The 21,069-nt window shown below is 50.8% G+C and carries 20 protein-coding genes and 3 tRNA genes; 3 read left to right on the top strand and 20 right to left on the bottom strand.

Translation table 11 applies throughout. The features are described from left to right. Positions 1-77: 77 nt before the first annotated feature. Complete coding sequence (gene tyrP / locus OGX84_RS13180) at positions 78-1,289, top strand: tyrosine transporter TyrP (protein ID WP_024130240.1); 1,212 nt, start codon at positions 78-80, stop codon at positions 1,287-1,289. Positions 1,290-1,320: 31 nt separating this feature from the next. Here tyrP and OGX84_RS13175 read toward each other — a convergent pair whose 3' ends face one another. From OGX84_RS13175 to uvrY, 7 genes are all read right to left on the bottom strand, one after another. Further along, positions 1,321-1,986, bottom strand: a complete 666-nt coding sequence (locus tag OGX84_RS13175) for a YecA/YgfB family protein (RefSeq protein WP_104868530.1) — start codon at positions 1,984-1,986, stop codon at positions 1,321-1,323. Between the two features lie 184 nt (positions 1,987-2,170). After that, positions 2,171-2,257: transfer RNA gene (locus OGX84_RS13170), tRNA-Leu, on the bottom strand. Between the two features lie 12 nt (positions 2,258-2,269). Beyond that, positions 2,270-2,343: transfer RNA gene (locus OGX84_RS13165), tRNA-Cys, on the bottom strand. A gap of 52 nt (positions 2,344-2,395) precedes the next feature. Then, positions 2,396-2,471: transfer RNA gene (locus tag OGX84_RS13160), tRNA-Gly, on the bottom strand. 151 nt (positions 2,472-2,622) lie between these two features. Then, positions 2,623-3,171 (bottom strand): CDP-diacylglycerol--glycerol-3-phosphate 3-phosphatidyltransferase, encoded by a 549-nt coding sequence (pgsA, locus tag OGX84_RS13155; RefSeq protein WP_012131934.1) that lies wholly within the window; start codon positions 3,169-3,171, stop codon positions 2,623-2,625. A 56-nt stretch (positions 3,172-3,227) separates the two neighbouring features. Further along, entirely contained in the window at positions 3,228-5,060 is a 1,833-nt protein-coding gene (uvrC, locus tag OGX84_RS13150) for an excinuclease ABC subunit UvrC (protein ID WP_049011661.1), read from the bottom strand. Further along, positions 5,060-5,713, bottom strand: coding sequence for a UvrY/SirA/GacA family response regulator transcription factor (gene uvrY / locus OGX84_RS13145; RefSeq protein WP_012131932.1), 654 nt, complete (start codon positions 5,711-5,713; stop codon positions 5,060-5,062). The genes uvrC and uvrY overlap by 1 nt, the downstream gene beginning before the upstream one ends. A 396-nt stretch (positions 5,714-6,109) precedes the next feature. On the opposite strand from uvrY, the gene OGX84_RS22845 reads away from it, so the two are divergent. Further along, on the top strand, positions 6,110-6,157 hold the full coding sequence (locus OGX84_RS22845) for a hypothetical protein (protein WP_418222342.1): 48 nt from the start codon (positions 6,110-6,112) through the stop codon (positions 6,155-6,157). Between the two features lie 19 nt (positions 6,158-6,176). Continuing rightward, the gene (locus tag OGX84_RS13135) at positions 6,177-6,401 is read left to right on the top strand and encodes a DUF2594 family protein (RefSeq protein ID WP_012131931.1); all 225 of its coding nucleotides are present in this window, start codon (positions 6,177-6,179) and stop codon (positions 6,399-6,401) included. Between the two features lie 66 nt (positions 6,402-6,467). Here OGX84_RS13135 and sdiA read toward each other — a convergent pair whose 3' ends face one another. The 13 genes from sdiA to OGX84_RS13070 all read right to left on the bottom strand — a co-directional run bounded on the left by sdiA (position 6,468) and on the right by OGX84_RS13070 (position 21,008). Next, positions 6,468-7,190 (bottom strand): quorum-sensing transcriptional regulator SdiA, encoded by a 723-nt coding sequence (gene sdiA / locus OGX84_RS13130; protein WP_049011659.1) that lies wholly within the window; start codon positions 7,188-7,190, stop codon positions 6,468-6,470. A gap of 233 nt (positions 7,191-7,423) precedes the next feature. Beyond that, positions 7,424-8,176, bottom strand: coding sequence for an L-cystine ABC transporter ATP-binding protein TcyN (tcyN, locus tag OGX84_RS13125; RefSeq protein WP_012131929.1), 753 nt, complete (start codon positions 8,174-8,176; stop codon positions 7,424-7,426). Beyond that, the gene (gene tcyL / locus OGX84_RS13120; protein WP_112001986.1) at positions 8,173-8,841 is read right to left on the bottom strand and encodes a cystine ABC transporter permease; all 669 of its coding nucleotides are present in this window, start codon (positions 8,839-8,841) and stop codon (positions 8,173-8,175) included. Before tcyL ends, tcyN begins: the two co-directional genes overlap by 4 nt. Positions 8,842-8,862: 21 nt before the next feature. Beyond that, positions 8,863-9,849: a D-cysteine desulfhydrase gene (gene dcyD / locus OGX84_RS13115; RefSeq protein WP_024130239.1), complete on the bottom strand. Its 987-nt coding sequence runs from the start codon at positions 9,847-9,849 to the stop codon at positions 8,863-8,865. A 107-nt stretch (positions 9,850-9,956) separates the two neighbouring features. Then, the gene (gene tcyJ / locus OGX84_RS13110; RefSeq protein WP_024130238.1) at positions 9,957-10,757 is read right to left on the bottom strand and encodes a cystine ABC transporter substrate-binding protein; all 801 of its coding nucleotides are present in this window, start codon (positions 10,755-10,757) and stop codon (positions 9,957-9,959) included. Between the two features lie 87 nt (positions 10,758-10,844). Then, positions 10,845-11,396, bottom strand: a complete 552-nt coding sequence (gene fliZ / locus OGX84_RS13105) for a flagella biosynthesis regulatory protein FliZ (RefSeq protein WP_012131925.1) — start codon at positions 11,394-11,396, stop codon at positions 10,845-10,847. Positions 11,397-11,456: 60 nt separating this feature from the next. Then, positions 11,457-12,176 (bottom strand): RNA polymerase sigma factor FliA, encoded by a 720-nt coding sequence (gene fliA / locus OGX84_RS13100; RefSeq protein WP_024130237.1) that lies wholly within the window; start codon positions 12,174-12,176, stop codon positions 11,457-11,459. Positions 12,177-12,322: 146 nt separating this feature from the next. Then, a complete protein-coding gene (locus OGX84_RS13095) occupies positions 12,323-13,495 on the bottom strand; it encodes a DegT/DnrJ/EryC1/StrS family aminotransferase (protein WP_052194516.1) in 1,173 nt (390 codons plus the stop codon). 44 nt (positions 13,496-13,539) lie between these two features. Then, on the bottom strand, positions 13,540-14,229 hold the full coding sequence (locus tag OGX84_RS13090) for a WbqC family protein (protein ID WP_047463096.1): 690 nt from the start codon (positions 14,227-14,229) through the stop codon (positions 13,540-13,542). Next, positions 14,226-15,293 carry an FkbM family methyltransferase gene (locus tag OGX84_RS13085; protein WP_052194485.1) on the bottom strand — a complete coding sequence of 356 codons (1,068 nt, stop codon included), beginning with the start codon at positions 15,291-15,293 and terminating at the stop codon, positions 14,226-14,228. Before OGX84_RS13085 ends, OGX84_RS13090 begins: the two co-directional genes overlap by 4 nt. Positions 15,294-15,304: 11 nt before the next feature. Further along, positions 15,305-16,585 carry an ATP-grasp domain-containing protein gene (locus OGX84_RS13080; protein WP_047463093.1) on the bottom strand — a complete coding sequence of 427 codons (1,281 nt, stop codon included), beginning with the start codon at positions 16,583-16,585 and terminating at the stop codon, positions 15,305-15,307. Then, positions 16,572-17,582, bottom strand: coding sequence for a hypothetical protein (locus OGX84_RS13075; protein ID WP_134863674.1), 1,011 nt, complete (start codon positions 17,580-17,582; stop codon positions 16,572-16,574). Before OGX84_RS13075 ends, OGX84_RS13080 begins: the two co-directional genes overlap by 14 nt. Before the next feature lie 66 nt (positions 17,583-17,648). Next, the gene (locus OGX84_RS13070) at positions 17,649-21,008 is read right to left on the bottom strand and encodes an O-linked N-acetylglucosamine transferase family protein (protein WP_127891265.1); all 3,360 of its coding nucleotides are present in this window, start codon (positions 21,006-21,008) and stop codon (positions 17,649-17,651) included. Positions 21,009-21,069: the final 61 nt, after the last annotated feature.

Below are 21,069 nucleotides of genomic sequence, written 5' to 3'. Positions count from 1 at the left end.
CATTTGACGAAAATAATGTTATGCCTTACCCTGCGCCGCAGATATAACCGTTGATTATCTCTGGGACAGAGGAAAGCGTGAAAAATAGAACTCTGGGTAGTGTTTTTATCGTGGCGGGCACCACTATCGGCGCCGGTATGCTGGCGATGCCGTTGGCCGCCGCTGGCGTTGGTTTCAGCGTCACACTGGCGTTATTGATTGGGTTATGGGCATTGATGTGCTACACCGCGCTGTTGCTCCTGGAAGTATATCAACACGTTCCGGCAGATACCGGGTTAGGAACGTTGGCAAAACGCTACCTCGGACGTTATGGGCAATGGATCACCGGCTTTAGCATGATGTTTCTGATGTATGCGCTCACAGCGGCCTATATCAGCGGGGCTGGCGAACTGCTGGCCTCAAGCATCAGCGACTGGACGGGCGCCGATATGTCTCCGGCGATGGGCGTTTTGCTGTTCACCGTGGTTGCCGGCGGCGTCGTGTGCGTCGGAACCTCGCTGGTCGATCTGTTCAACCGCTTTCTCTTCAGCGCCAAAATTATCTTCCTGATCGCCATGCTGGCGCTGCTGATGCCGCATATTCATAAAGTGAATCTGCTTACGCTGCCGCTGCAACAGGGTCTGGCGTTATCAGCAATTCCGGTCATTTTTACGTCGTTCGGTTTTCACGGCAGCGTACCCAGCATCGTCAGCTATATGAACGGTAATATTCGCAAACTGCGATGGGTATTTATCACCGGTAGCGCAATCCCGCTGGTGGCATACATTTTCTGGCAGCTTGCCACGCTCGGCAGTATCAACTCCTCTACCTTTATGGGCTTGCTGGCCGATCATGCCGGGTTAAATGGCCTGTTGCAGGCCTTGCGTGAGGTGGTTGCCTCGCCGCACGTTGAACTGGCGGTGCATCTGTTTGCCGACCTGGCGCTGGCGACATCGTTTTTGGGTGTGGCGCTGGGATTGTTTGATTATCTGGCAGACCTGTTCCAGCGACGTAACACCGTTGCCGGGCGTCTGCAAACCGGCGCGATTACCTTCCTGCCGCCACTGGCGTTCGCACTCTTTTACCCACGCGGCTTTGTGATGGCGCTGGGGTACGCTGGCGTCGCGCTGGCGGTGCTGGCGTTGCTGATCCCTTCCCTGCTCGCGTGGCAAAGCAGGAAGCATAATCCGCAGGCAACGTATCGCGTCGCGGGCGGCGTTCCGGCATTAGCCCTCGTCTTTACCTGTGGGATAGTGGTGATCGGCGTACAGTTCTGTATCGCCGCCGGGCTACTGCCTGAAGTGGGATAAAACAAAAGGGGCCTAAGCCCCTTTTTTGTGTTTAGTGCAGACAGCACTGTTTATATTTTTTACCGCTGCCGCAGGGGCAAGGATCGTTGCGCCCTACCTTTACTTCCGCTCTTACCGGCACCTGCACCGGCGTTTCCTGCGGGTGCGCCATCCAGTACGCGTGTAAATCCAGGGCCGCCAGACGAATCGCGTTAACGCTCTCTTCAAACGCTTCTGGTGACATTTTTTCAACCACGGCGAAGTTCTCTTCCGTACCGTGCAGCGCAATGGCTTTCAGCGCGGGTTGTAGCGTATCCGGTAAGGTGGACCAGTCAGAGAGTGTGACCCCGCGCATATAGCCAAAGCACCACTCTTCCACGATGGTCAGCTCATGACCTTCGACTTCACGCAGACCGAACAGCGGTTCAAACTGTTCCGGGAACTCATTAAGCCTGTCTGCCGTATCCGCCATATGCTGAAACGCCAGTTCCATAAAACGCGTCATCTCCTTTTCAGAGGACCAGCGCGGAACATACTGCGCCCCACCCCATACCGCGACCAGCCATTGCTCTGGCTCAATCTCATACGGCGAACTGAGTACAGCCGTCAGTAAACCATCCAACTCTGACACATCCAGAATCGCGTGATCGGTATTGTACTTTGTCAGTACATCATCCAGCCATTCCAGCTCGCTTTCGTTTAACGGTCCTGTTTTCATAACGCTTTTCCTCAGTGAAATACTCTCGCCCGCAATTATCTTACATGGCTGACGAAGTAAGGGATACTTATTGGGGAAGGAATGGCAGACAAGATCATCAGCGAACAGATGACAGACACAAAAAAACCACCCGGAGGTGGTTTTACGACACTGCTTATTGCTTTGATTATTCTTGTCTTTCCCATGGTACCCGGAGTGGGACTTGAACCCACACAGCGCGAACGCCGAGGGATTTTAAATCCCTTGTGTCTACCGATTCCACCATCCGGGCTCGGGAAGAAAGTGGAGGCGCGTTCCGGAGTCGAACCGGACTAGACGGATTTGCAATCCGCTACATAACCGCTTTGCTAACGCGCCATATTCTTCAGGCTTTTCAGCCGGACACCCGCTATTGCCGATGTCTTTAAACTGGAGCGGGAAACGAGACTCGAACTCGCGACCCCGACCTTGGCAAGGTCGTGCTCTACCAACTGAGCTATTCCCGCATCATCAAGTAACTTTGTTAATCACTTGATTTTGTTATCGTCTGGCAACCTGCGCCGCCGTTCGATGCGTTGCATTCTACTTACCTGACGCAACGAGTCAACGATATTTTTCGCCACCCACGATCGTTTGCTGAAATTTGCGGCGAAACGATCACTGATCAAGCAAATCCCCGCGAGCAGCGCTCAAATACTGGAACATAGACCACAGCGTCAGCACGGCAGCAACGAAGAAAAGCGCGATCCCGGCATATTCCACCCAAATGTTTGGACGCCACAGCAGCCACGCCAGCGCCGCCATTTGCGAGGTGGTTTTCACTTTGCCGATCCAGGAGACCGCCACGCTGCTGCGTTTGCCCAGCTCGGCCATCCATTCACGCAGCGCGGAAATAATAATTTCACGCGCAATCATGGTCGCGGCAGGCAGCGTCACCCACCAGCTGTGATAATGCTCCGTCACCAGCACCATGGCGATCGCCACCAGCACCTTATCCGCCACCGGATCAAGGAACGCGCCAAAACGCGTACTCTGGTTCCAGCGACGCGCCAGGAAACCGTCGAACCAGTCGGTCACGGCGGCGATACAGAAGATTAGCGCGGTAACGAAGGGAGCCCATGTAAATGGCAGATAAAACACCAATACAAAGAATGGGATCAGAATGACGCGAAACAGCGTGAGCAACGTAGGGATATTAAATTGCATAGTGACGGGTAACTATCTGTTGTCAGAGAAATTACCCCTATGTTGCTACAGAGACCTCAATGTTTCAACGAGTAGAAGATCTTTTCTGCCAGACCTTGCGAAATACCCGGCACTTTTGCAATTTCCTCAACACTCGCGTTACGTAGTCCTTGCAAACCGCCCATATATTTCAACAGCATTTGTCGACGTTTTGGCCCGACGCCTTCGATAGTTTCCAGCGTGCTGGTGTTTTTCACCTTCGCCCGTTTTTTGCGGTGCCCGCTGATGGCGTGATCGTGCGATTCATCGCGGATATGCTGAATAACGTGCAGCGCAGGCGAATCCGGCGGCAGGCTAAAGCCCTCCCCTTCGGGTTCAAAGAACAACGTCTCCAGACCGGCTTTACGATCGGCGCCTTTAGCAACGCCCAGCAATAAAGGATGATTTTTATCCCACGGCACATCCAGTTCAGCAAAAACGGTCTTCGCCTGACCAAGCTGGCCTTTACCGCCATCAATCAGAATAACGTCAGGAATCTTACTTTCTTCAATCGCCTTGCCATAGCGTCGGCGCAGAACCTGATTCATCGCCGCATAATCATCGCCCGGCGTAATTCCGGTAATGTTGTAGCGACGATACTCCGCACGCAGCGGCCCGTTAGCGTCAAAAACCACGCAGGAGGCCACCGTCTGTTCTCCCATCGTGTGGCTGATGTCAAAACACTCCATCCGCTTCACCGCAGGCAGCTTCAGCACGCTTGCCAGCGCGGTCAGACGCTGTGTGATCGTCGATTGCTGCGACAGTTTGCTGATCAGCGCCGTCGCGGCATTGGTTCGCGCCAGCTTCAGGTAACGAGCGCGATCGCCGCGCGGTTTGGTCTGCACATTAATGCGCCGCCCGGCCAGTTCGGACAAAGAATCCGCCAGCAGCGTTTTATCGCTCAGGTTGAAATCCAGCAGGATCTCTCCTGGCAGCGTGCGCATCTGGCTGCCTTGCAGATAGAACTGGCCGACGAACGTTTCCACCACTTCGCCCAGTTCCGTCCCGTTCGGCACTTTCGGGAAATAGCTACGGCTGCCCAGCACCTTGCCCTGGCGGATAAAAAGCACATGCACACAGGCCATACCCGCATCGAACGCCACGCCGATAACGTCCAGATCGTCGCCAGTATTGGAGACAAACTGTTTCTCAGTAACGCGGCGCACAGCCTGAATTTGGTCGCGTATGCGCGCGGCCTCTTCAAATTCCAGATTCTGGCTGGCTTTTTCCATTCGGGCGATCAATTGGGTCAGAACCTGATCGTCTTTCCCGGATAAAAACAGCCGAACGTACTCCACCTGCTGCGCATACTCATCTTCACTCACCAGTCCTTCTACGCACGGCCCGAGGCAGCGGCCAATCTGATATTGCAGACAAGGACGCGAGCGGTTGCGGTAGACGCTGTTTTCGCACTGACGAATGGGAAAGACTTTTTGCAGCAGGGCCAGGGTTTCACGCACGGCATACCCGTTCGGGAACGGGCCAAAGTATTCACCTTTGGCATGTTTCGCCCCGCGATGCATTGCCAGGCGTGGATGGGTGTCACCGCTGAGAAAGATGAAAGGATAGGATTTATCATCGCGCAATAACACGTTATAGCGCGGTTGATACAATTTGATGTAGTTGTGTTCGAGCAATAGCGCTTCGGTCTCGGTATGCGTCACCGTGACATCAATTTGCTGAATTTGCGCAACCAATGCTTCGGTTTTTCGCGAAGCAAGGTTGCTGCGGAAATAGCTGGAAAGCCGTTTTTTCAGGTCTTTCGCTTTACCGACATAAATAACCGTACCACCGGCATCATACATACGATAAACGCCGGGTTGGCTGGTCACGGTTTTTAAAAATGCTTTCGCATCAAACAGAACACTCACTAGCTTGTTAACGTCTCCGCATTACACAGGCCGTGGCGAATTGCCAGGTGAGTCAACTCAACATCACCATGAATGTTTAGTTTACTGAACATTCTGTAGCGATAGCTGTTCACCGTTTTAGGACTGAGATTCAGTTGTTCTGAGATCTCATTAACCTTCTGGCCCCTGGTGATCATCAGCATAATCTGCAACTCGCGTTCAGACAAACTGGCAAAAGGCGTTTCTGTTTTCTCAGGCTCAATCTGGCTCAGCGCCATCTGTTGAGCGATATCTGAAGCAATATAACGCTGCCCGGAAAAAACCGAACGAATCGCGCTGACCACTTCCTGAGGCGCAGCGCCTTTACTCAGATACCCTGCGGCTCCGGCCTGCATGACTTTCGCCGGTAGCGGGTTTTCCGTATGGATCGTCAGCATGATCACTTTAATATCAGCGCTTGAGCGGGCAATTTTGCGCGTCGCCTCAAGACCGCCGATTCCGGGCATGTTCATGTCCATCAGCACAACGTCGACGGCGTTCGCGCGGCACCACTTTACGGCGTCCTCGCCACAACAGGCTTCACCGACAACCTTTATGCCCTTTATATCTTCCAGAATGCGTCGTATCCCTGCGCGCACCAGTTCGTGGTCATCAACAAGAAGAACGTTGATCAAAGGAATATCTCCAGAATAGGGATAACGCTACTGATAGTTAATCGACCCTATATTAGCGGGTTTTATCTCAACTTTGAAACGTAAAAAACGTGGGGCATTCGATTTTGCTCTCGTTTTTGGAAATTAGATTGTACGCTTCGTGGAAACTCCCACAGCTAACGGCCTTTTTTTACCCTCTATTTCTGCATAATAGTTTCAGAATAGTGACAAAAAATTCACTCACTTCCGTCGAAATGCTAAATAGGCAAGTAACTTTGTAACAATAATTAACGCGCGAAATACGCGAGGTAAACAAAAAAATGAGGAAAATATATGCCTCGCAAGGCGTTGTTTATTTTAATGGCGCTGGTTTGATTTGCGATCAAAAAACAACCACTGCTATTTTTGGCGCAGCTTATGGTATACTCCGCCGCCTTAACATTTGCCATCGCACTTTTTCACTGAAACATAACGAGGAAAATAAATGAGTACGCCTGATTTTTCCACTGCCGAGAATAATCAAGAACTGGCCAATGAAGTCACCTGCCTGAAAGCCATGTTGACCCTGATGCTACAGGCAATGGGGCAAGCCGACGCAGGGCGCGTGATTCTTAAGATGGAAAAACAGATCGCGCAGATTGAAGATGAAACGCAGGCCGCGGTATTTTCCAGCACTGTTAAGCAAATTAAACAAGCTTACCGCCAGTAACAAGAAACCGGCTGAGAGTGAAACTTTCAGCCGGTTTTGCGTCTGGCACGCAGAACATTCGTTTTTTCAGATCAGGCCCGTCGCGGCCGCATAGCAGGCAATCTGCGTTTTATTCGGCGCGTTAAACTTTTTCTGCATGTTTTTCTGATGAAAGTTAACGGTGTTCTCTGAGATTGACAGAATCATCGCGATCTCTGATGACGTCTTTCCTTCCGCCGTCCACTTCAGGATCTCTTTCTCTCGCTTACTGAAGCGCATTTCTGGCGTCATCACCATTTCATCCTCCAGTCGCGTCAGCGCCGACAGGCTCTCACGCACCAGCAGTTGCAACCGGAGTTCAATTTCATCATGTGCAAACGGCGCATGGCGGGCGTTCGCCCGGGAGACAGAAAGGAAGCCCAGCGCCCGATTCGGCAACATCAGGCATTGCGTCGCCCCCCGGCGTAGACCGTGCGCGCGCGCCGCGTCCCATAGCGACTGCGCTTCGCTAAATAAGGCATCATTCCATGCCAGATGCCCCTGGCGGAAATTTTCCGGCTTTAATACCGGATCAATAGAGAAATAGTTTTCAGACTGATAATGCGCCACCCACGCTTGCGGGTACGTGGTGTGAACGGAGATTTTTGGCCGCGTAAACGGGACGGGATGGCGAACGCACAGCGCATAATAATCATATTCAAGCTGCTGTGTCTGATGTTGTAATTCAGTGTAGACATCTTCTGCCGTCGCCATTTCCTGAAAGCGTACCAGCATACTCCGTCGCCAGGTGAAGAAATCATTTTCCTGCATACTAAACGGTAACACCCCTGAGATTGATAATCATTATAATGTTTAAAACAAGCTAACACATAAATGAAGTTTATATGTAGAAAATATCGGTCAGATGGCGAATTACTTGAGGTGTGTTTCACCCGGCGGGAGAACACAAAGGGATTACGGCTATAATCAGGCGGGTATTATTGATATTTATTCAAATACACTCGCCCGAAACGGGATTATTTCAGGCGAGTGCGCGAAAACATTTATTGCATCAGGAACTTCTCAAGAAACTGACGCGTGCGTGGTTGCTGAGGATTGGCAAATAACGGTTTGGCCGCGCCCTGCTCCACAATGCGCCCCTGATCCATAAATATCACCCGGTCAGCCACGTCGCGCGCAAAGCTCATTTCATGCGTCACGATGACCATCGTGCGCTTTTCCTGCGCCAGCTGGCGTATCGTACTGAGCACCTCCCCCACCAGCTCAGGGTCGAGCGCGGAAGTCGGTTCATCAAACAAAATCACCTCCGGGCGCATCGCCAGCGCGCGGGCAATCGCCACACGCTGCTGCTGCCCACCGGACAGACGACGCGGATAGCTGGTCTCTTTCCCGGCCAGTCCTACCTTCGCCAGCAGTTCCCGCGCTAATGCCGTTGCTTCGGCTTTGGGCTCGCCTTTCACAATCACCGGCCCTTCAATGATATTCTCCAGCACGGTACGGTGCGGAAACAGATTAAAGTTCTGGAATACGAACCCCACATGCTGACGCAACTGGCGAATTAGCCCTTTTTGCTTGTTTAACGAGCTTGCGGTATCAATGGTAATGTCGCCCACTTTGATGGTGCCCGCCTCAGGCTGCTCCAGCAAATTAATGCTGCGCAGCAGCGTTGTTTTACCGGAACCGCTGGGGCCGATAATCGCCACCACCTCACCAGGCTTCACCTCAAGGTCGATGCCGTGCAACACCGTCTGACCGTGGAACTTTTTCACCAGGTTTTTAACTTCAATCGCACTCATTTTGGCTCTCTCTCCTGGCGGTTAAGCTGCTCTTCAAAATAGTTTTGCAGCGCGGAAAGTACCGTCGCCATCACCCAGTAGATCAGCGATGCCGCCAGATACATGGTGAAGACTTCCAGCGTACGCGAGGTAATCAGCTGCGCCTGACGGAACAGTTCCGGCACCTGAATCGTCGCGGCCAGGGAGGTATCTTTCACCAGGCTGATGAAACTGTTGCTCAGCGGCGGCAACGCCACGCGGGCGGCCTGCGGCAAAATCGCGCGACGCAGCGTTTGCCACGGCGTCATACCGATACTTGCCGCGGCTTCCCACTGACCTTTGTCGATAGAAGAGATCGCCGCACGCAGCGTTTCCGAAGTGTAGGCTGCGGTATTCAGCGACAGGCCAATCATCGCCGCCGGGATCGGGTCCAGCTCAATGCCAAACTGCGGCAGGCCGTAGTAGATCATAAAAAGCTGGGCAATCAACGGCGTACCGCGAAAAATGGAGATATAAAAACGCGCCAGCCAGCGGACAGGCAGCAGGGGCGACATACGCATCAGCGCGAGAATGAAGCCCAGCAGCAGGCCGAAAAACATCCCGCCAATACTCAGCTGTAGCGTAAACGCCGCACCTTTAAGCAGATACGGCAGCGAGTCAATCACCAGTTGGATACTTTCTTGCATGAGTGTTTTTCTACCCGGAAGTTACACGTGAGGATGGTAGGCAAACAGCGCTGGCGCCCCACCGGTATGAATAAAGAGAATCGGGCCTTCATCTTTGAAGCGCTTCTGGCTGATGCCATCGATCAGGCCCGCCATCGCTTTCCCCGTATAGACCGGGTCAAGCAGAATGCCTTCCAGGCGCGCCAGCAGCTTCACGGCCTCCATCCCCTCTTCATTCGGCGTTCCGTATCCCGGCGCGAAATAGTCGTCCCACAGCAGGATGTCCGCCGAGGCAGTCAGTTCCAGCTCTTTAGCAATCGCTTGTTGCAGCGTAACCACTTTGGGCTTCTGATCGATAACCTTGCGCGACACGGTCACGCCGATCAACTCAACATCTGGCATCAGTTGTTCCAGACCTACCGCCAGCCCGGCGTGCGTACCGGCGCTTCCCGACGCCACCACCACGGAGGACAGCTGTACCGCGCCCTCGCACTGCTGGGCGATTTCCAGCGCGCTTTCCACATATCCCATCGCGCCTAATGGGCTGGAGCCGCCGACCGGAATCACATACGGCCTGAACCCCTGCGCCTCAATACGGGTCGCCAGTTCCTGTAGCTGGGCGTCAGGATCGGTCAGCGCGTCGCACATCTCAATTTGCGTGTTAAAAAGATCCAGCAGCAGACGATTGCCGTTGGTCAGGTAGTTTTCCGCCGTCGTACCGATGGGATTTTCCAGTAACGCAACGCAGTGTAATCCCAGTTTTGCCGCTACCGCCGCCGTCTGGCGAACATGGTTCGACTGGATGGCGCCCGCCGTAATCAGCGTATCCGCGCCTTCACGCAGCGCATCGGCAGCCAGAAATTCAAGCTTGCGCAGTTTATTCCCGCCCATCGCCATCGGCGTTACGTCATCGCGTTTAATGAAAATGTCGCGACCCAGATAATCAGATAAACGCGGCAGGTATTCGAGTGGCGTTGGCGCGCCAATAAATTCCAGGCGTGGGAACCGCGTTAAATTATGCAGTGGCATAAAGCCTCCGGTATTCATTGTTGTGATGTTCTTTTTATTATGCACGTTCAAACGGATGAAATAAAAAAGGCGCCGTATTAAAGCGCCTTTTTTTGCAATTATGACGATTATTTAGTCACATCTGCGCCAAACCATTTCTCAGACAGCGCTTTCAGCGTGCCGTCTTTCTGCATATCGGCAATGGCGCCATCTACCGCTTTCAGCAGATCTTCATTGCCTTTACGCAGCGCCACACCGGCTTCCTGACGGGAGAACGCTTCGCCGGTAACGGCCAGCGTGTCTTTGGTTTTCTTCACCAGATCCAATGCGGCCAGGCGATCCACCAGAATAGCGTCAATACGGCCTACGCGCAGATCCTGGTATTTCGTCGGATCGTCATCATAGGTGCGAATGTCTACACCCTGTACGTTCTGGCGCAACCACTCTTCGTAGTTTGTTCCCAGACCAACGCCGACCTTCTTACCTTTCAGGTCAGCCGCCGTGTTGATGCTGCCTTCATTGCCTTTTTTCACCAGCGCCTGAATACCAGAAATGGTATAAGGTGTTGAGAAGTCGTATTTTTTCTTACGTTCGTCAGAGATGGTGACCTGGTTGATAACCACATCAATACGTTTGGAATCCAGCGACGCCAGCATACCGTCCCATTTGGTCGGTTTCAGCGAGGCTTTTACGCCGAGGTGTTTCGCCAGTTCTTCTGCGAACTCCACTTCAAACCCGGTCAGTTTGCCGTCATCACCCTGAAAACTGAACGGCGGGTAAGTCCCTTCCAGGCCTACCAGCAGCGTGCCGCGCTCTTTTACTTTGTTTAACAGACCTTCATCTGCATAACTCTTCACGCTCATCCCGGCGACAAGTGCAACTGCCATCACACCCATCAGAGCCTGACGTCCCAGAAGTGCTAATTTCATAGTTACCCCGAATGTTGTCATTAATGACCGTAGTGTAGAGGGTTTGCTGCTAATCACAAACACGACTCCGCTACATGTTATTCATTTTTAATATATATCAGAAGTAGCCATCCGGGATGATTTCTGCATCTGTCCGGCATGCGTATGCGTTTTATACTGTTCGTACTTACGCAGCGCGATCCGATAGTTATTGGTGCTGGTTTCGGGTAACCACGGGGCCAGGTTTTCATCAAGAAAACCTTCCTGTAGCAGGTCGTGAGAGATGTTCTGTTCGGTGAGATGGTTGCCCAGGCGACGCAGGCGTACGACATATTCACGCACGGTGCCGTGGCTCATTTCGGTTTGCTCAAACAAAAATTGTTTAAAACCGATGATGTCAAAGAAGTCACTCTGCTCTTTGCAGTGCAGATCGCCGCAGAAACGGCACAGCGCCGACCACTCCTTCTGCTCCTCCTGCCATTGTGCGTCGTCCATCAGCGTATCCAGGCGGGAAATCGCGATTTTATTGACAATCTGCCCCCGGCGAACCAACGTGATCCTGTCGAGCAATTTATGGCAATGAGCGCAATGCGTCTGGCTGTGTTTAAAGTCTTTGAGGTAGCGGCTTAGTGGCCGTCTTTTAGATTGCTGCACCGTCATGAGAACTCCTGGTAGTCAATACGTTGTGCGGCACTATTAAGGGGCGACGACGATCGCCCTTTATAACTTACCCAGCTTGGTGCGTAGACGTTTGATGGCCTGGCTGTGCAACTGGCTTACCCGTGACTCGCCGACTTCCAGCACCGCGCCAATCTCCTTCAGATTGAGCTCTTCCTGGTAATACAGCGTCAACACCAGCTGTTCGCGTTCTGGCAACGATTCAATCGCATCCATCACACGCTGGCGTAAATTGCTCTCAAGGAGCTGTTGTAACGGGTTTTCCTGCTGGTGTTCTTCCGTCACCAGCTCAATGCTATCGCCATGCTCTTCCCGCCACTCGTCATAAGAGAAGAGTTGGCTGTTATTGGTATCAAGCAACATCTGACGATACTCTTCCACAGGAATAGCCAGCCGCTCCGCCACCTCAGTTTCCGTCGCGTTGCGCCCTAATTCCTGCTCCAGTTGCCCCATCGCCTGCGCCACTTCGCGAGCATTGCGCCGGACGCTACGCGGCACCCAGTCACGGCTGCGTAGTTCATCCAGCATCGCTCCACGAATACGCTGCACTGCGTAAGTGGTAAATGCCGTTCCTTGCAGAGCGTCATATCGGTCAACTGCATTCAATAACCCGATACCGCCCGCTTGTAGCAGATCGTCCAGTTCCACGCTCGCCGGCAAACGCACCTGCAGGCGCAATGCTTCGTGACGCACCAGCGGTACATAACGCTGCCACAGCGAGTGTTTATCCATTACACCTTCAGCGGTATACAGTGAATTCACGATAAACAGCCCTGCGTTAGTTGAGTTATCGGCATGATTATCCGATTCTGGAGGGGTTTTAATCGGGTGAATAGTGGGTGAAATGAGGGGTTATTTGGGGGTTACCGTTATTTATAACCCCCAATTCCCCTCAGGGGATCTAAAAATCAGGCAACGCGCTCGGCAAAAATCTCATCAGTTTTCAACGCTGATGAGTCACTACTCACATTTTCGCTCACTCCTTTTAACAATGAAGCAATTTCTACCTGTACCTCTTTCTCAAGGCCAGGATAGAGAGGCAAACAAAGGACTTCATCTGCACGTAATTGCGCAATTTTAAGTTTATCTTGTCTGGCGCTCTCCAGCGCACGATACATTGGGAAGCTACTAATTAATGGGTAGAAATAACGACGGGGCATAATATTGTGGGACTTTAATAAATCATAAACCCCATCTCGCGAAACAGGAAACGCATCCGAAACCATAATTGGGCAATAAGCATGATTCCATGCAATATTATCCGGCGGGATCAGCAGTGAGATACCAGGAATATCAGCCAGGAGTGTTTTATAGTTATCAAACAGCGCCGCGCGCTCAGCTAATGCTTTATCGATATGGCGAAGTTGCAATAAACCAAACGCTGACTGAACTTCATTCATTTTGCCATTTATGCCAGGCGCCACAACGGTGGTTTCCCCGGCAAAACCAAAGTTTTTCAAATAATCAATGCGTTGTTTCGTTTTTTTATCATGGCAGATAATCGCTCCGCCTTCTATCGTATTGAATACTTTTGTGGCATGGAAACTCAAGACAGATAAGTCGCCTTCGCGCAAAATGGTTGTCCCTTCCCGCTTAACACCAAAAGCGTGTGCTGCATCGTAAATCACTTTCAGACCATAAATATCAGCAATCTGCTGAATATGCGCTGTGTCACAGGGGATGCCATAACAATGGACAGGCAAAATAGCGGTAGTTTGCGGCGTGATTGCCTCTTCAATTTTCCGTGGGTCCATATTACAGGTGACAGGGTCAATATCGACAAAAACCGGTTTTAAGCCATTCCACAGTAGCGAATGCGACGTTGCCACAAAGGAATACGGCGTGGTAATCACTTCACCTGTGATGCGTAACGCCTGAAACGCAGTTAGCAACGCCAGCGTACCGTTTGCAAACAGGCACAAATGTTCAACGCCGAGATATTCCGCCAGCGCCTCTTCAAGTTGCTGGTGAAATGGACCTGCATTGGTTAATTGTTTGTTTTGCCATATTTCTTCCAGATAAGGAATAAACTCATCAAGAGGTGGCAATAAAGGACTGGTAACAAAAATGTTCTTATCCATAATTTCTCCGCCCGCACCGATAAACGAAAGCGCATCGCACCGCATTAAATTAACTGATACTGCCCCAATAACACTTTCACCTCAGAGGGGGAGCAGTTCATTAGCACATCAATAATTGACAATCCGGCATGGAATTTACCCCCACCCTGAGGGTAATGAACATCATCCATTTTAATAAATGACAGTTTCATCCCCTGAGCGACAAATTCATCAGAATGATAAAGATGCTGCCCACCAGGACTATTGATATAATGGTCTCCACCGAGAGTTCGGCAAATGTTCATCACCTTCCCGCTTGCAGTTTCATCACGTGAATAATTCAAATCACTAGCCATGTGAAGTGACACTTCAATGCCAAGCCAGGAAAATATCTCTTTAAACGCATACTGGCAAAGCATGGGAATCTGGCGCTGCTCGGCGGTCAACACCTTCTCAACAATACTAAAAACTGGTTCAAAATATGGCCTTTTATGATACGCCTGATGAACTGTTTTCAGCACCTTAGCAACATTAACGTCAAAGCTTAACGTATTTATTTTTTTGAAAGATGAAGCGCCCGGCACAGCAACGGTAAAGCGCTGAGGAGAGTTCCCCATCAAAATAGTATTACGATTAATGTAGCCCTGACGGATATAATTTACGTCATCATAAATTACAAACTGATCGACCGCATTAATCAGTTGAAAATATCCCAGGTAAGGGAATAGATAGGGCTGCATAATGCCGATTTTCATTGTGCACCTTTTCTGGGGACAAAATAGTAAACGGTTTCCAGTAGCCCTTCCGTATAGTGACGCAGGTAGATGTCGTAGTCCTCACGATAACCCAGCACCTGCTCAGGCAATGTTCTGAAATCATCAGGTTTGTGATAGCAACAGACGGCAAGCAGTGGATGCTGTTGACGAATAATCCGTTTTGCTCCCTCCAGAGCCTGTGACTCAAAACCTTCGATATCCATTTTGATGAACGTCACTCGCCCTTTTAACACATCGTCAAGGGCTACCATTTCAACATCGATCCCCCCGTCTTCGCTCGCATGCGAAGTCGACCCCGAGGAAGAAAAACTCAGCTTCTGCTGGCTGTGCGAGACGCCACAGGGATAAACATAAACATTTTCCCTGCCCTGCATCGCCTGTTGAATACTCTGCGCCTGGCGCGGTTCTGGTTCAAAGATACATACTGTGTTATAGCTGGGAAATCGACGCATAAACTCAACGGAAGTGGCGCCGTCAAAACTACCGCAATCAATAAAATGTTCGGCATATTCGCCAATAAAGGGCAGATCGAAGTACTGATCGTTCAGGCAAATATTATACTGCGCAAGAAACTGTAGCTTGTTGGTAAGCCTGAAGTTGATGATATCGTCAAAAGTGCGCTTTGAAATATCATCCGCAAGGAGCGCACGGATACGCTCATAGGCTTCACGGTTCTCGGCGTAGTCGCGCACAAATTCGGGTTGATGATACCAGGTCGGCTTGCTTAACAGGTGGCTGAAATAGCGATAAAAGCTGAAGTAATCGATCTGTTTATGTCCCGCTGCCGACAGCGTTCGCCATGCCGATACCGGGCGGCCATCCATAATCGAAGAAACAATCAACGCGTCCGAAGGAACCTGACTTAGAGAGATAATCGGAAACCCGTCAATCTGAGTTTGCGTTGTTTTATTATCAATGATGCCCTCAACGTTAAATACCTTTGCCATTTCAATACCATAACTCGTCAGTCCAAAGATATAACGAGGTGAGGCTTTCTCGATAAACGCATGGCAAAAATCGGCAATTTGCTCGTCAGTCAACATAACAGGCTCTCTTAGCGCAAATAAAACTCAACGGCATCAACATCCAGAACGAGCACATCTTTCAGCGTTCGGACATCCATCCGCTCAGGAAAATAGTTATCAATAAACAAACTGTTTGGCTGTATATATTCTGACTTTCGCTCTCCAGAAGTCAGATGGATGACCTCATCGAAAAGGTTCAACGCAACCCCTGCGCACATAAGGGTTTCTTCAGGTTTTTGCGCATGGCGAGTAATCAGCGTAATGGCTTTTCCCTGCGCCCGACTCTGGTATAAAAACGCCATGACGGCAGGTACCGCAAAACCATCGATAATGAGGGTGTCGTCAAGATCGACATAGATTCGCTGATAGTTGAGTTCACTTCGCGTTCGGGACACAATGGCCCGATCAACGATACCGACACTCATTTCCGGGAGAGCGACAACATCGCGTCCCATAAAGTCATGGATAGCCATAAGCGGTAAATTCACCCCTCTGGCACGCTGAAAAACCATTGCGCCAGCAATCCTGCAGGCCACCTCCAGCAGTTTCCATTTCCCTGTTCTGTCGCGTTTTAGCTGTACAAACCAAGGGCCACGAAGCGCCAGTCGCGCATTTATCGTTTCGACAATGTCGGTTATTTCATCGTCAAGAACGACCTCTCGTGAACGCATGCTGATACCCGCCCGAACACGTTCACGGGTACGAGGCCCAGCCCAAATCAAACGGCGGTTTCGGTCAGTGAAACAGTCGACGGTGATCTCCTCTCCCGGCAGATATTCCACCACGATCGCCTGCGCGACGGATTCAATCGCCTGTTCCAGAGACAGGCGGTTATTTACTCGCTGTACACCATTTCCCCCCTGTCCACAGTCTGGTTTTACGATCGCCGGCCAGTCGTCAATTGTTGCAAGATCGCAGTATCGATGAGGGACCCAGTGGCAATCGTCAAATAGGGCATAGGTAGCGCTTTTATAACGTAGCGTCTCCGTTACCTGACGATCGCCATTAACCAAAAAGTAGTGCTGCCGGGGTTCATTAAGTTGTGCAAGTTTTAACGCGACAGAATCATGCGTAGCGAAAACGACATCAATCTGCTTCTCTTTCACCAGTCGCAGAAATTGTGCGTCGAAGTCGTCAGCATGAATATTGGGCATATCACCGGCATAATCGGGAAAACGAAACTCCCCGTGATCGCTTACGCTTGATGCCCCCAGCAGCAGACCAATATGGACGGAATAGCGCAGCGCGCTATAAATCTCACCCGCATTCTCTGCACCGCAAGGGAAAATAAGGACATTAATTTTTTTCATCAGAACCTTCCCCGGTATATGAGAGATACGCAATCACAAAATCTGCAAGAGATTGCATTTCATCCAGCCCATAACGATGGTCCACAGGCAACGGTAGGATGTGTCTGATGTAACGGTGTTCAATCGAATCGACACTCACTCTTTGCAAGGCATCAAGCCAGTAAACAGGAATAAAAATTCGGCGCTGACGAAGCGCTTCGCGCAGATTTTCATTTTCAGTCAGTAGTGGGTAGCAAAGCGGGCCGCATTCTGGCCTGGCAGGTAAATTTAGCGCATTGATACAGGCAAGACGCTGATACAGGTAATGGTAATTTTCAAGGCGTCGCTGCTCACAGGCTTGATAATCGATCCCGGCTAATAAACGATGAGTCAGCATAGACATGCCTTCCCCCGGTAGTTCCTCCAGCGTTTGCTCTGCCTGTCGGTAGGCGGTGTAACCAGCCTCTGCGCCCTGCGCCAGGCGAATAAGAAGATGCCCAGTGCGCTGAAGAGAACCTGATTCCTCTGTCGGAGGGATATCCACCGGTATTGCACCAGCCAGCATCCCGCCATCAGGAACGCCGAAAAATTTCCTGGGTGAGTAGATCGTTGCCAGACCGAGTTGCGGCGCGGAGAAAAAGGCCTGAGAGTGATCCCAGACGATCTGCTGTGGATTAAACCGTTCCATGAGCGACTGAGCCAGGTTATCGACGAGGCCAAAATAGTTAACCGCAAGCACCCAGTCACCGTTTTCTGGCTGAAGATCGTCCGCAGGAGCAAACGCGGCGTCCAGAGAATAAAAACGTACGGGAATACCTAACGTTTCGGCAGGCGATAACATTGCATTGCAGATCCAGCGAGGCATCCAGAGCGCTGAAGGTTGCCCTTTTTTCAATAGAGCATAAAAGGCCGCACGCGCAGAACTGAAACACTGCGCATCAGAATACAACGTCTGGCTTATTAACGCCGTTTCGAGGGGGAAATATCCACCTATAGCATCAGTCAATGTGTTATTCACTCTCTTCCCCCACCAGCCCTACATAACCTCTTCGCCGTAAATGCCTCACTCACACCAGTTCGCCCATTATGTATCGCTATTAATCACCACTGGCGCAGGCGGCAACCCCTGACAATAACGCTGCCAGATAATCTCCAGAGCCCGCTCGAAATAAATGGCTTCTCGCACCTGAGATACACTCTTCTCTTTCAGGCGAGAACGCAGCGACTGGCGCAACTCAGCCAACGCATGGGTTTGTTCAGACAACAAAACCGCCTTAGCGATGTACTGTTCTTTGTCAACGGCCACAAAATCCTGCAGCCCACAAAAATTCAGCCCGGCGCTGCACTGTCTGGAAGCGATGGTGTCCCCGGCAATAGTTAATGTAGGAACACCCATCCAGATCGCATGCCAGGTCGTCGTTCCCCCGGTATAAGGAAAGGTATCCAGCAAAACATCAATGTCGTTATGTAATGCCAGATACTCATGCAGCGACATCTTTTGCCTGAATAGCAACCGTTCCTCATTAATGCCCTGCTCTTTAAACAACATTCTGAAATGGTTAACCATATTGCTGTCAGACATATAGCCAATAAGCAAACGAGCCTCAGGTATGCTGTGCAAGATCTTGCTCCAGACGCGAACAACCTCATCATTGATTTTTTTCGGGCGGTTAAAGCTGGCAAAAGTGATAAAGCCATTTTTCAGCGCAGGCAATGGACCAACATCAGGGCTCTCTTTATTCGGATGGAACTGCTGAACCGCTGGAAGATAAATTAATTTTTCAACAAAGGCAGGATCCAGAACGCCCGGTTCCGCAAAACGACTATCAATAAGGTAATAATCTACCGTCGCCATTCCCGTGGTTCCGGGATAACCGATCCAGGAAAGTTGGACAGGTGCTGGTTTTAACGCAAAAGCCGGCAAACGGTTATAACCAGTGTGCCCGGAGAGATCGACAAGGATATCAATTCCATCCCTTTTAACCTGCTCAGCAAATTCGAGGTGGCTTAGATGTGTGACTTTTGACCATACGCAGGCACTCTCCATCAGTCGCTCGGTTACCTCATCCTGTAGTGGGGAGTTCTGGTAACCGTATATTTCAAAGCGATCGCGATCCAGCGAATACCAGACCGGCGCGAGAAAATTCGTCACCGGGTGGCGGCCAAAATCTCCAGAAACAAATCCGATACGTAAGCGAGATTTCTCTTCGCGCGTATGAGTGATAGTAAACGGCTGTTTACTCGCCCAACGTTCAGCGGCCAGGCCAAACTGCTTATGTTCTTCCAGCAGATCCTGCGCTGTAAGCTCTGTGCTGTGCGTCAGTCCAAACAGTAAGTTGGTGAAGGCATTAAAATTACCCGGCTCCAGCTCGACCACACGGCGTAAATAAGGGATCGCCTCGCTCATTTTTGACTGATCACCAAGGATCGTTCCCAGATTCTCAATAATGCCTGCAGAACGCGGTTCTATCTCTATTGCTTTACGCGAACACATTTCCGCCAGCGTATATTCCATCATTTCACGGTAAAGAGAACTGAGAAGATCCCATGCCGCAGCATACCCAGGTTCGGCGCGCAAGATCGCCCGTGCCAGACGCCCTGCTTGCCAACGCCAGTTTTTACGATAAAAAATAGCGGAGAGCTCATAAAAAATACGCCAGCTACTCGACTGCAACGAGAGCAACGACATACTGGCTTTCAGCCCGGCGTCATAATCGGAAGTACGCAAATAAAAATTTGCCAGAAGATAGTGCACATGGACATTATCTGGTCTCTGTGCAACCAACCGCTCAATGCTCGCACGCGCCTGCTGGAATCTGCCTTCCTGCATTAACTTTTCTAGCTGTCGATGAAAATCCTCTTCCACCGGGGCCAAAGCCGGCATGGATGTCTTTTTCTTGCCCGGCGTTGCTATGGCGGAAGGTAAAAAGCCGCCGTTGGCCTCCGTACCGGAATAAAGAATCAGCGAGAAAACAAGGGGCCAGGTTTCTTCAGCCGGAAAATGGCCGATAAGCTGCTGCAAAAAAGCCCGCCAGGCTTTGGGAGCAGCCGCCACCATCCCCTTCTTAACCAGACTAAACAAGATTTGCGCATTCTGCGCCGTTACCACCAGCGTCGGAGCAGACATCGCCGACAGCTCTTCGTCATTCAGTTCTACAGTTTCATGCCAGCGGTTAATGGCATATTTACCTCTTGTCGCCGCCACCCACTGTGCCGGCGCCGCCTGGCAGGTATCGTAAACGCTCTTATCCAGAGAGAAATGTAAGTCAGGTAACCCTTTCAAAAAAAGAGCCGACAGTGACTGGCTGATATCCTCCCGCCATGCTTTATCCTCTAAGTCGGGCTGACGAACGTTATAAACGAGCTGTTCGAAAGTGAGGCTTGAGGGCCAGCCGTCGCCGAGAGCATCAAGGAGAGCCAGCGTAGCGATATCATCCGTAGAGACAGGCGTTTCGCTATTTGCGGTTAACGTGTTGAGAATCCTTCCTTGCAGAGACTGACGGCGAAAACTTCCTGCCCAACGCAGATCTTTCAGTTTCGTCAGGTCCGGCAACACAGACACCGTTTGCGCATTGTCGCTATGGGTCAACAGGCTAAAACGCGTGCCGCGATTCACTGCGAAATCAAGATACTGTTGGATCAGAATTTTGTTATTGAGTGGACTGAGCACATTGTGTAGATGTTGGATCTTTTCATCATAATGCGCCGCAAGCTCTGTCCATGGTAGTAAGTCGCCGACATAAGCCAGGCCAAAAGTCTCGATCACACCCGCAAATTCAAGCAAGTAACGGTACTCGTTTGGTGTTTGCAGAAGGCTATGGCTAATCAGCAAATCTGATAATGTATCGCTACTTTTTAAAAATGCAGCCTCCCCGGTGACGCCGTTTAGCTTTAACCAGCTTAACATTGCCCGGGAACTGGCGATTTGCGTTTCGATATCATTCGCCAGACTGCTATGAATTTGTACCGCGTCGCGAATAATCTCGTTTATTTTTGCACCAGGATGGCATTCCCATTCAATGGCAATACACCCCTGAGGGCTTAAATGCTGTTGGCAAAACGCAAGGAGTTGGTCGCGAATATCATTACTCAACCAACTAAAGCTGCCATGAATAATAATATAATCATATTCACCGATATCCTGGCAGAGTAAGTCATCAAGAGAAAGTGAAAAAAGTGCCAGGTTATCCGGCGCACTGCCCAGTAGAGCCTGTTGCGAAGAAAGAGAGTTTTCGCTCTCAAGCTCCACGCCGACAAAGCGCGAGTTGGGATACATCAGCGCCTGCGAATACAGTGTATAACCTTCCCCTGCGCCCAGTTCAAGCACTCTGGCGGTATCAAGGACAGGCGTTGTCACGCCATACAAATGGTTAACAGCCCTGATATGGCCCGGGGTGGAATAGCAAATGCTGTAGCTCTTATCTGACTCTGTAGGCAATCCCAAAATTAATGCTCCCGCCGGTAATCTCTTTACAGTAATGACCAGATTTACAGTACAGGAGTGG

The sequence above is a fragment of the Citrobacter sp. CK202 genome (genome assembly GCF_030333225.1).
Classification (GTDB): domain Bacteria; phylum Pseudomonadota; class Gammaproteobacteria; order Enterobacterales; family Enterobacteriaceae; genus Citrobacter_B; species Citrobacter_B koseri.
The sequence above is the reverse complement of the archived record's forward strand: the minus strand, read 5'-3'. Positions and strand labels throughout refer to the sequence as shown.

Coding starts and splice junctions, on each gene's coding strand:
- OGX84_RS13175 (WP_104868530.1), bottom strand. CDS start 1,986: ATGAAAACAGGACCGTTAAACGAAAGCGAGCTGGAATGGCTGGATGAT.
- pgsA (WP_012131934.1), bottom strand. CDS start 3,171: ATGCAATTTAATATCCCTACGTTGCTCACGCTGTTTCGCGTCATTCTG.
- OGX84_RS13135 (WP_012131931.1), top strand. CDS start 6,177: ATGAGTACGCCTGATTTTTCCACTGCCGAGAATAATCAAGAACTGGCC.
- sdiA (WP_049011659.1), bottom strand. CDS start 7,190: ATGCAGGAAAATGATTTCTTCACCTGGCGACGGAGTATGCTGGTACGC.
- tcyN (WP_012131929.1), bottom strand. CDS start 8,176: ATGAGTGCGATTGAAGTTAAAAACCTGGTGAAAAAGTTCCACGGTCAG.
- tcyL (WP_112001986.1), bottom strand. CDS start 8,841: ATGCAAGAAAGTATCCAACTGGTGATTGACTCGCTGCCGTATCTGCTT.
- dcyD (WP_024130239.1), bottom strand. CDS start 9,849: ATGCCACTGCATAATTTAACGCGGTTCCCACGCCTGGAATTTATTGGC.
- tcyJ (WP_024130238.1), bottom strand. CDS start 10,757: ATGAAATTAGCACTTCTGGGACGTCAGGCTCTGATGGGTGTGATGGCA.
- fliZ (WP_012131925.1), bottom strand. CDS start 11,396: ATGACGGTGCAGCAATCTAAAAGACGGCCACTAAGCCGCTACCTCAAA.
- OGX84_RS13095 (WP_052194516.1), bottom strand. CDS start 13,495: ATGGATAAGAACATTTTTGTTACCAGTCCTTTATTGCCACCTCTTGAT.
- OGX84_RS13090 (WP_047463096.1), bottom strand. CDS start 14,229: ATGAAAATCGGCATTATGCAGCCCTATCTATTCCCTTACCTGGGATAT.
- OGX84_RS13085 (WP_052194485.1), bottom strand. CDS start 15,293: ATGTTGACTGACGAGCAAATTGCCGATTTTTGCCATGCGTTTATCGAG.
- OGX84_RS13080 (WP_047463093.1), bottom strand. CDS start 16,585: ATGAAAAAAATTAATGTCCTTATTTTCCCTTGCGGTGCAGAGAATGCG.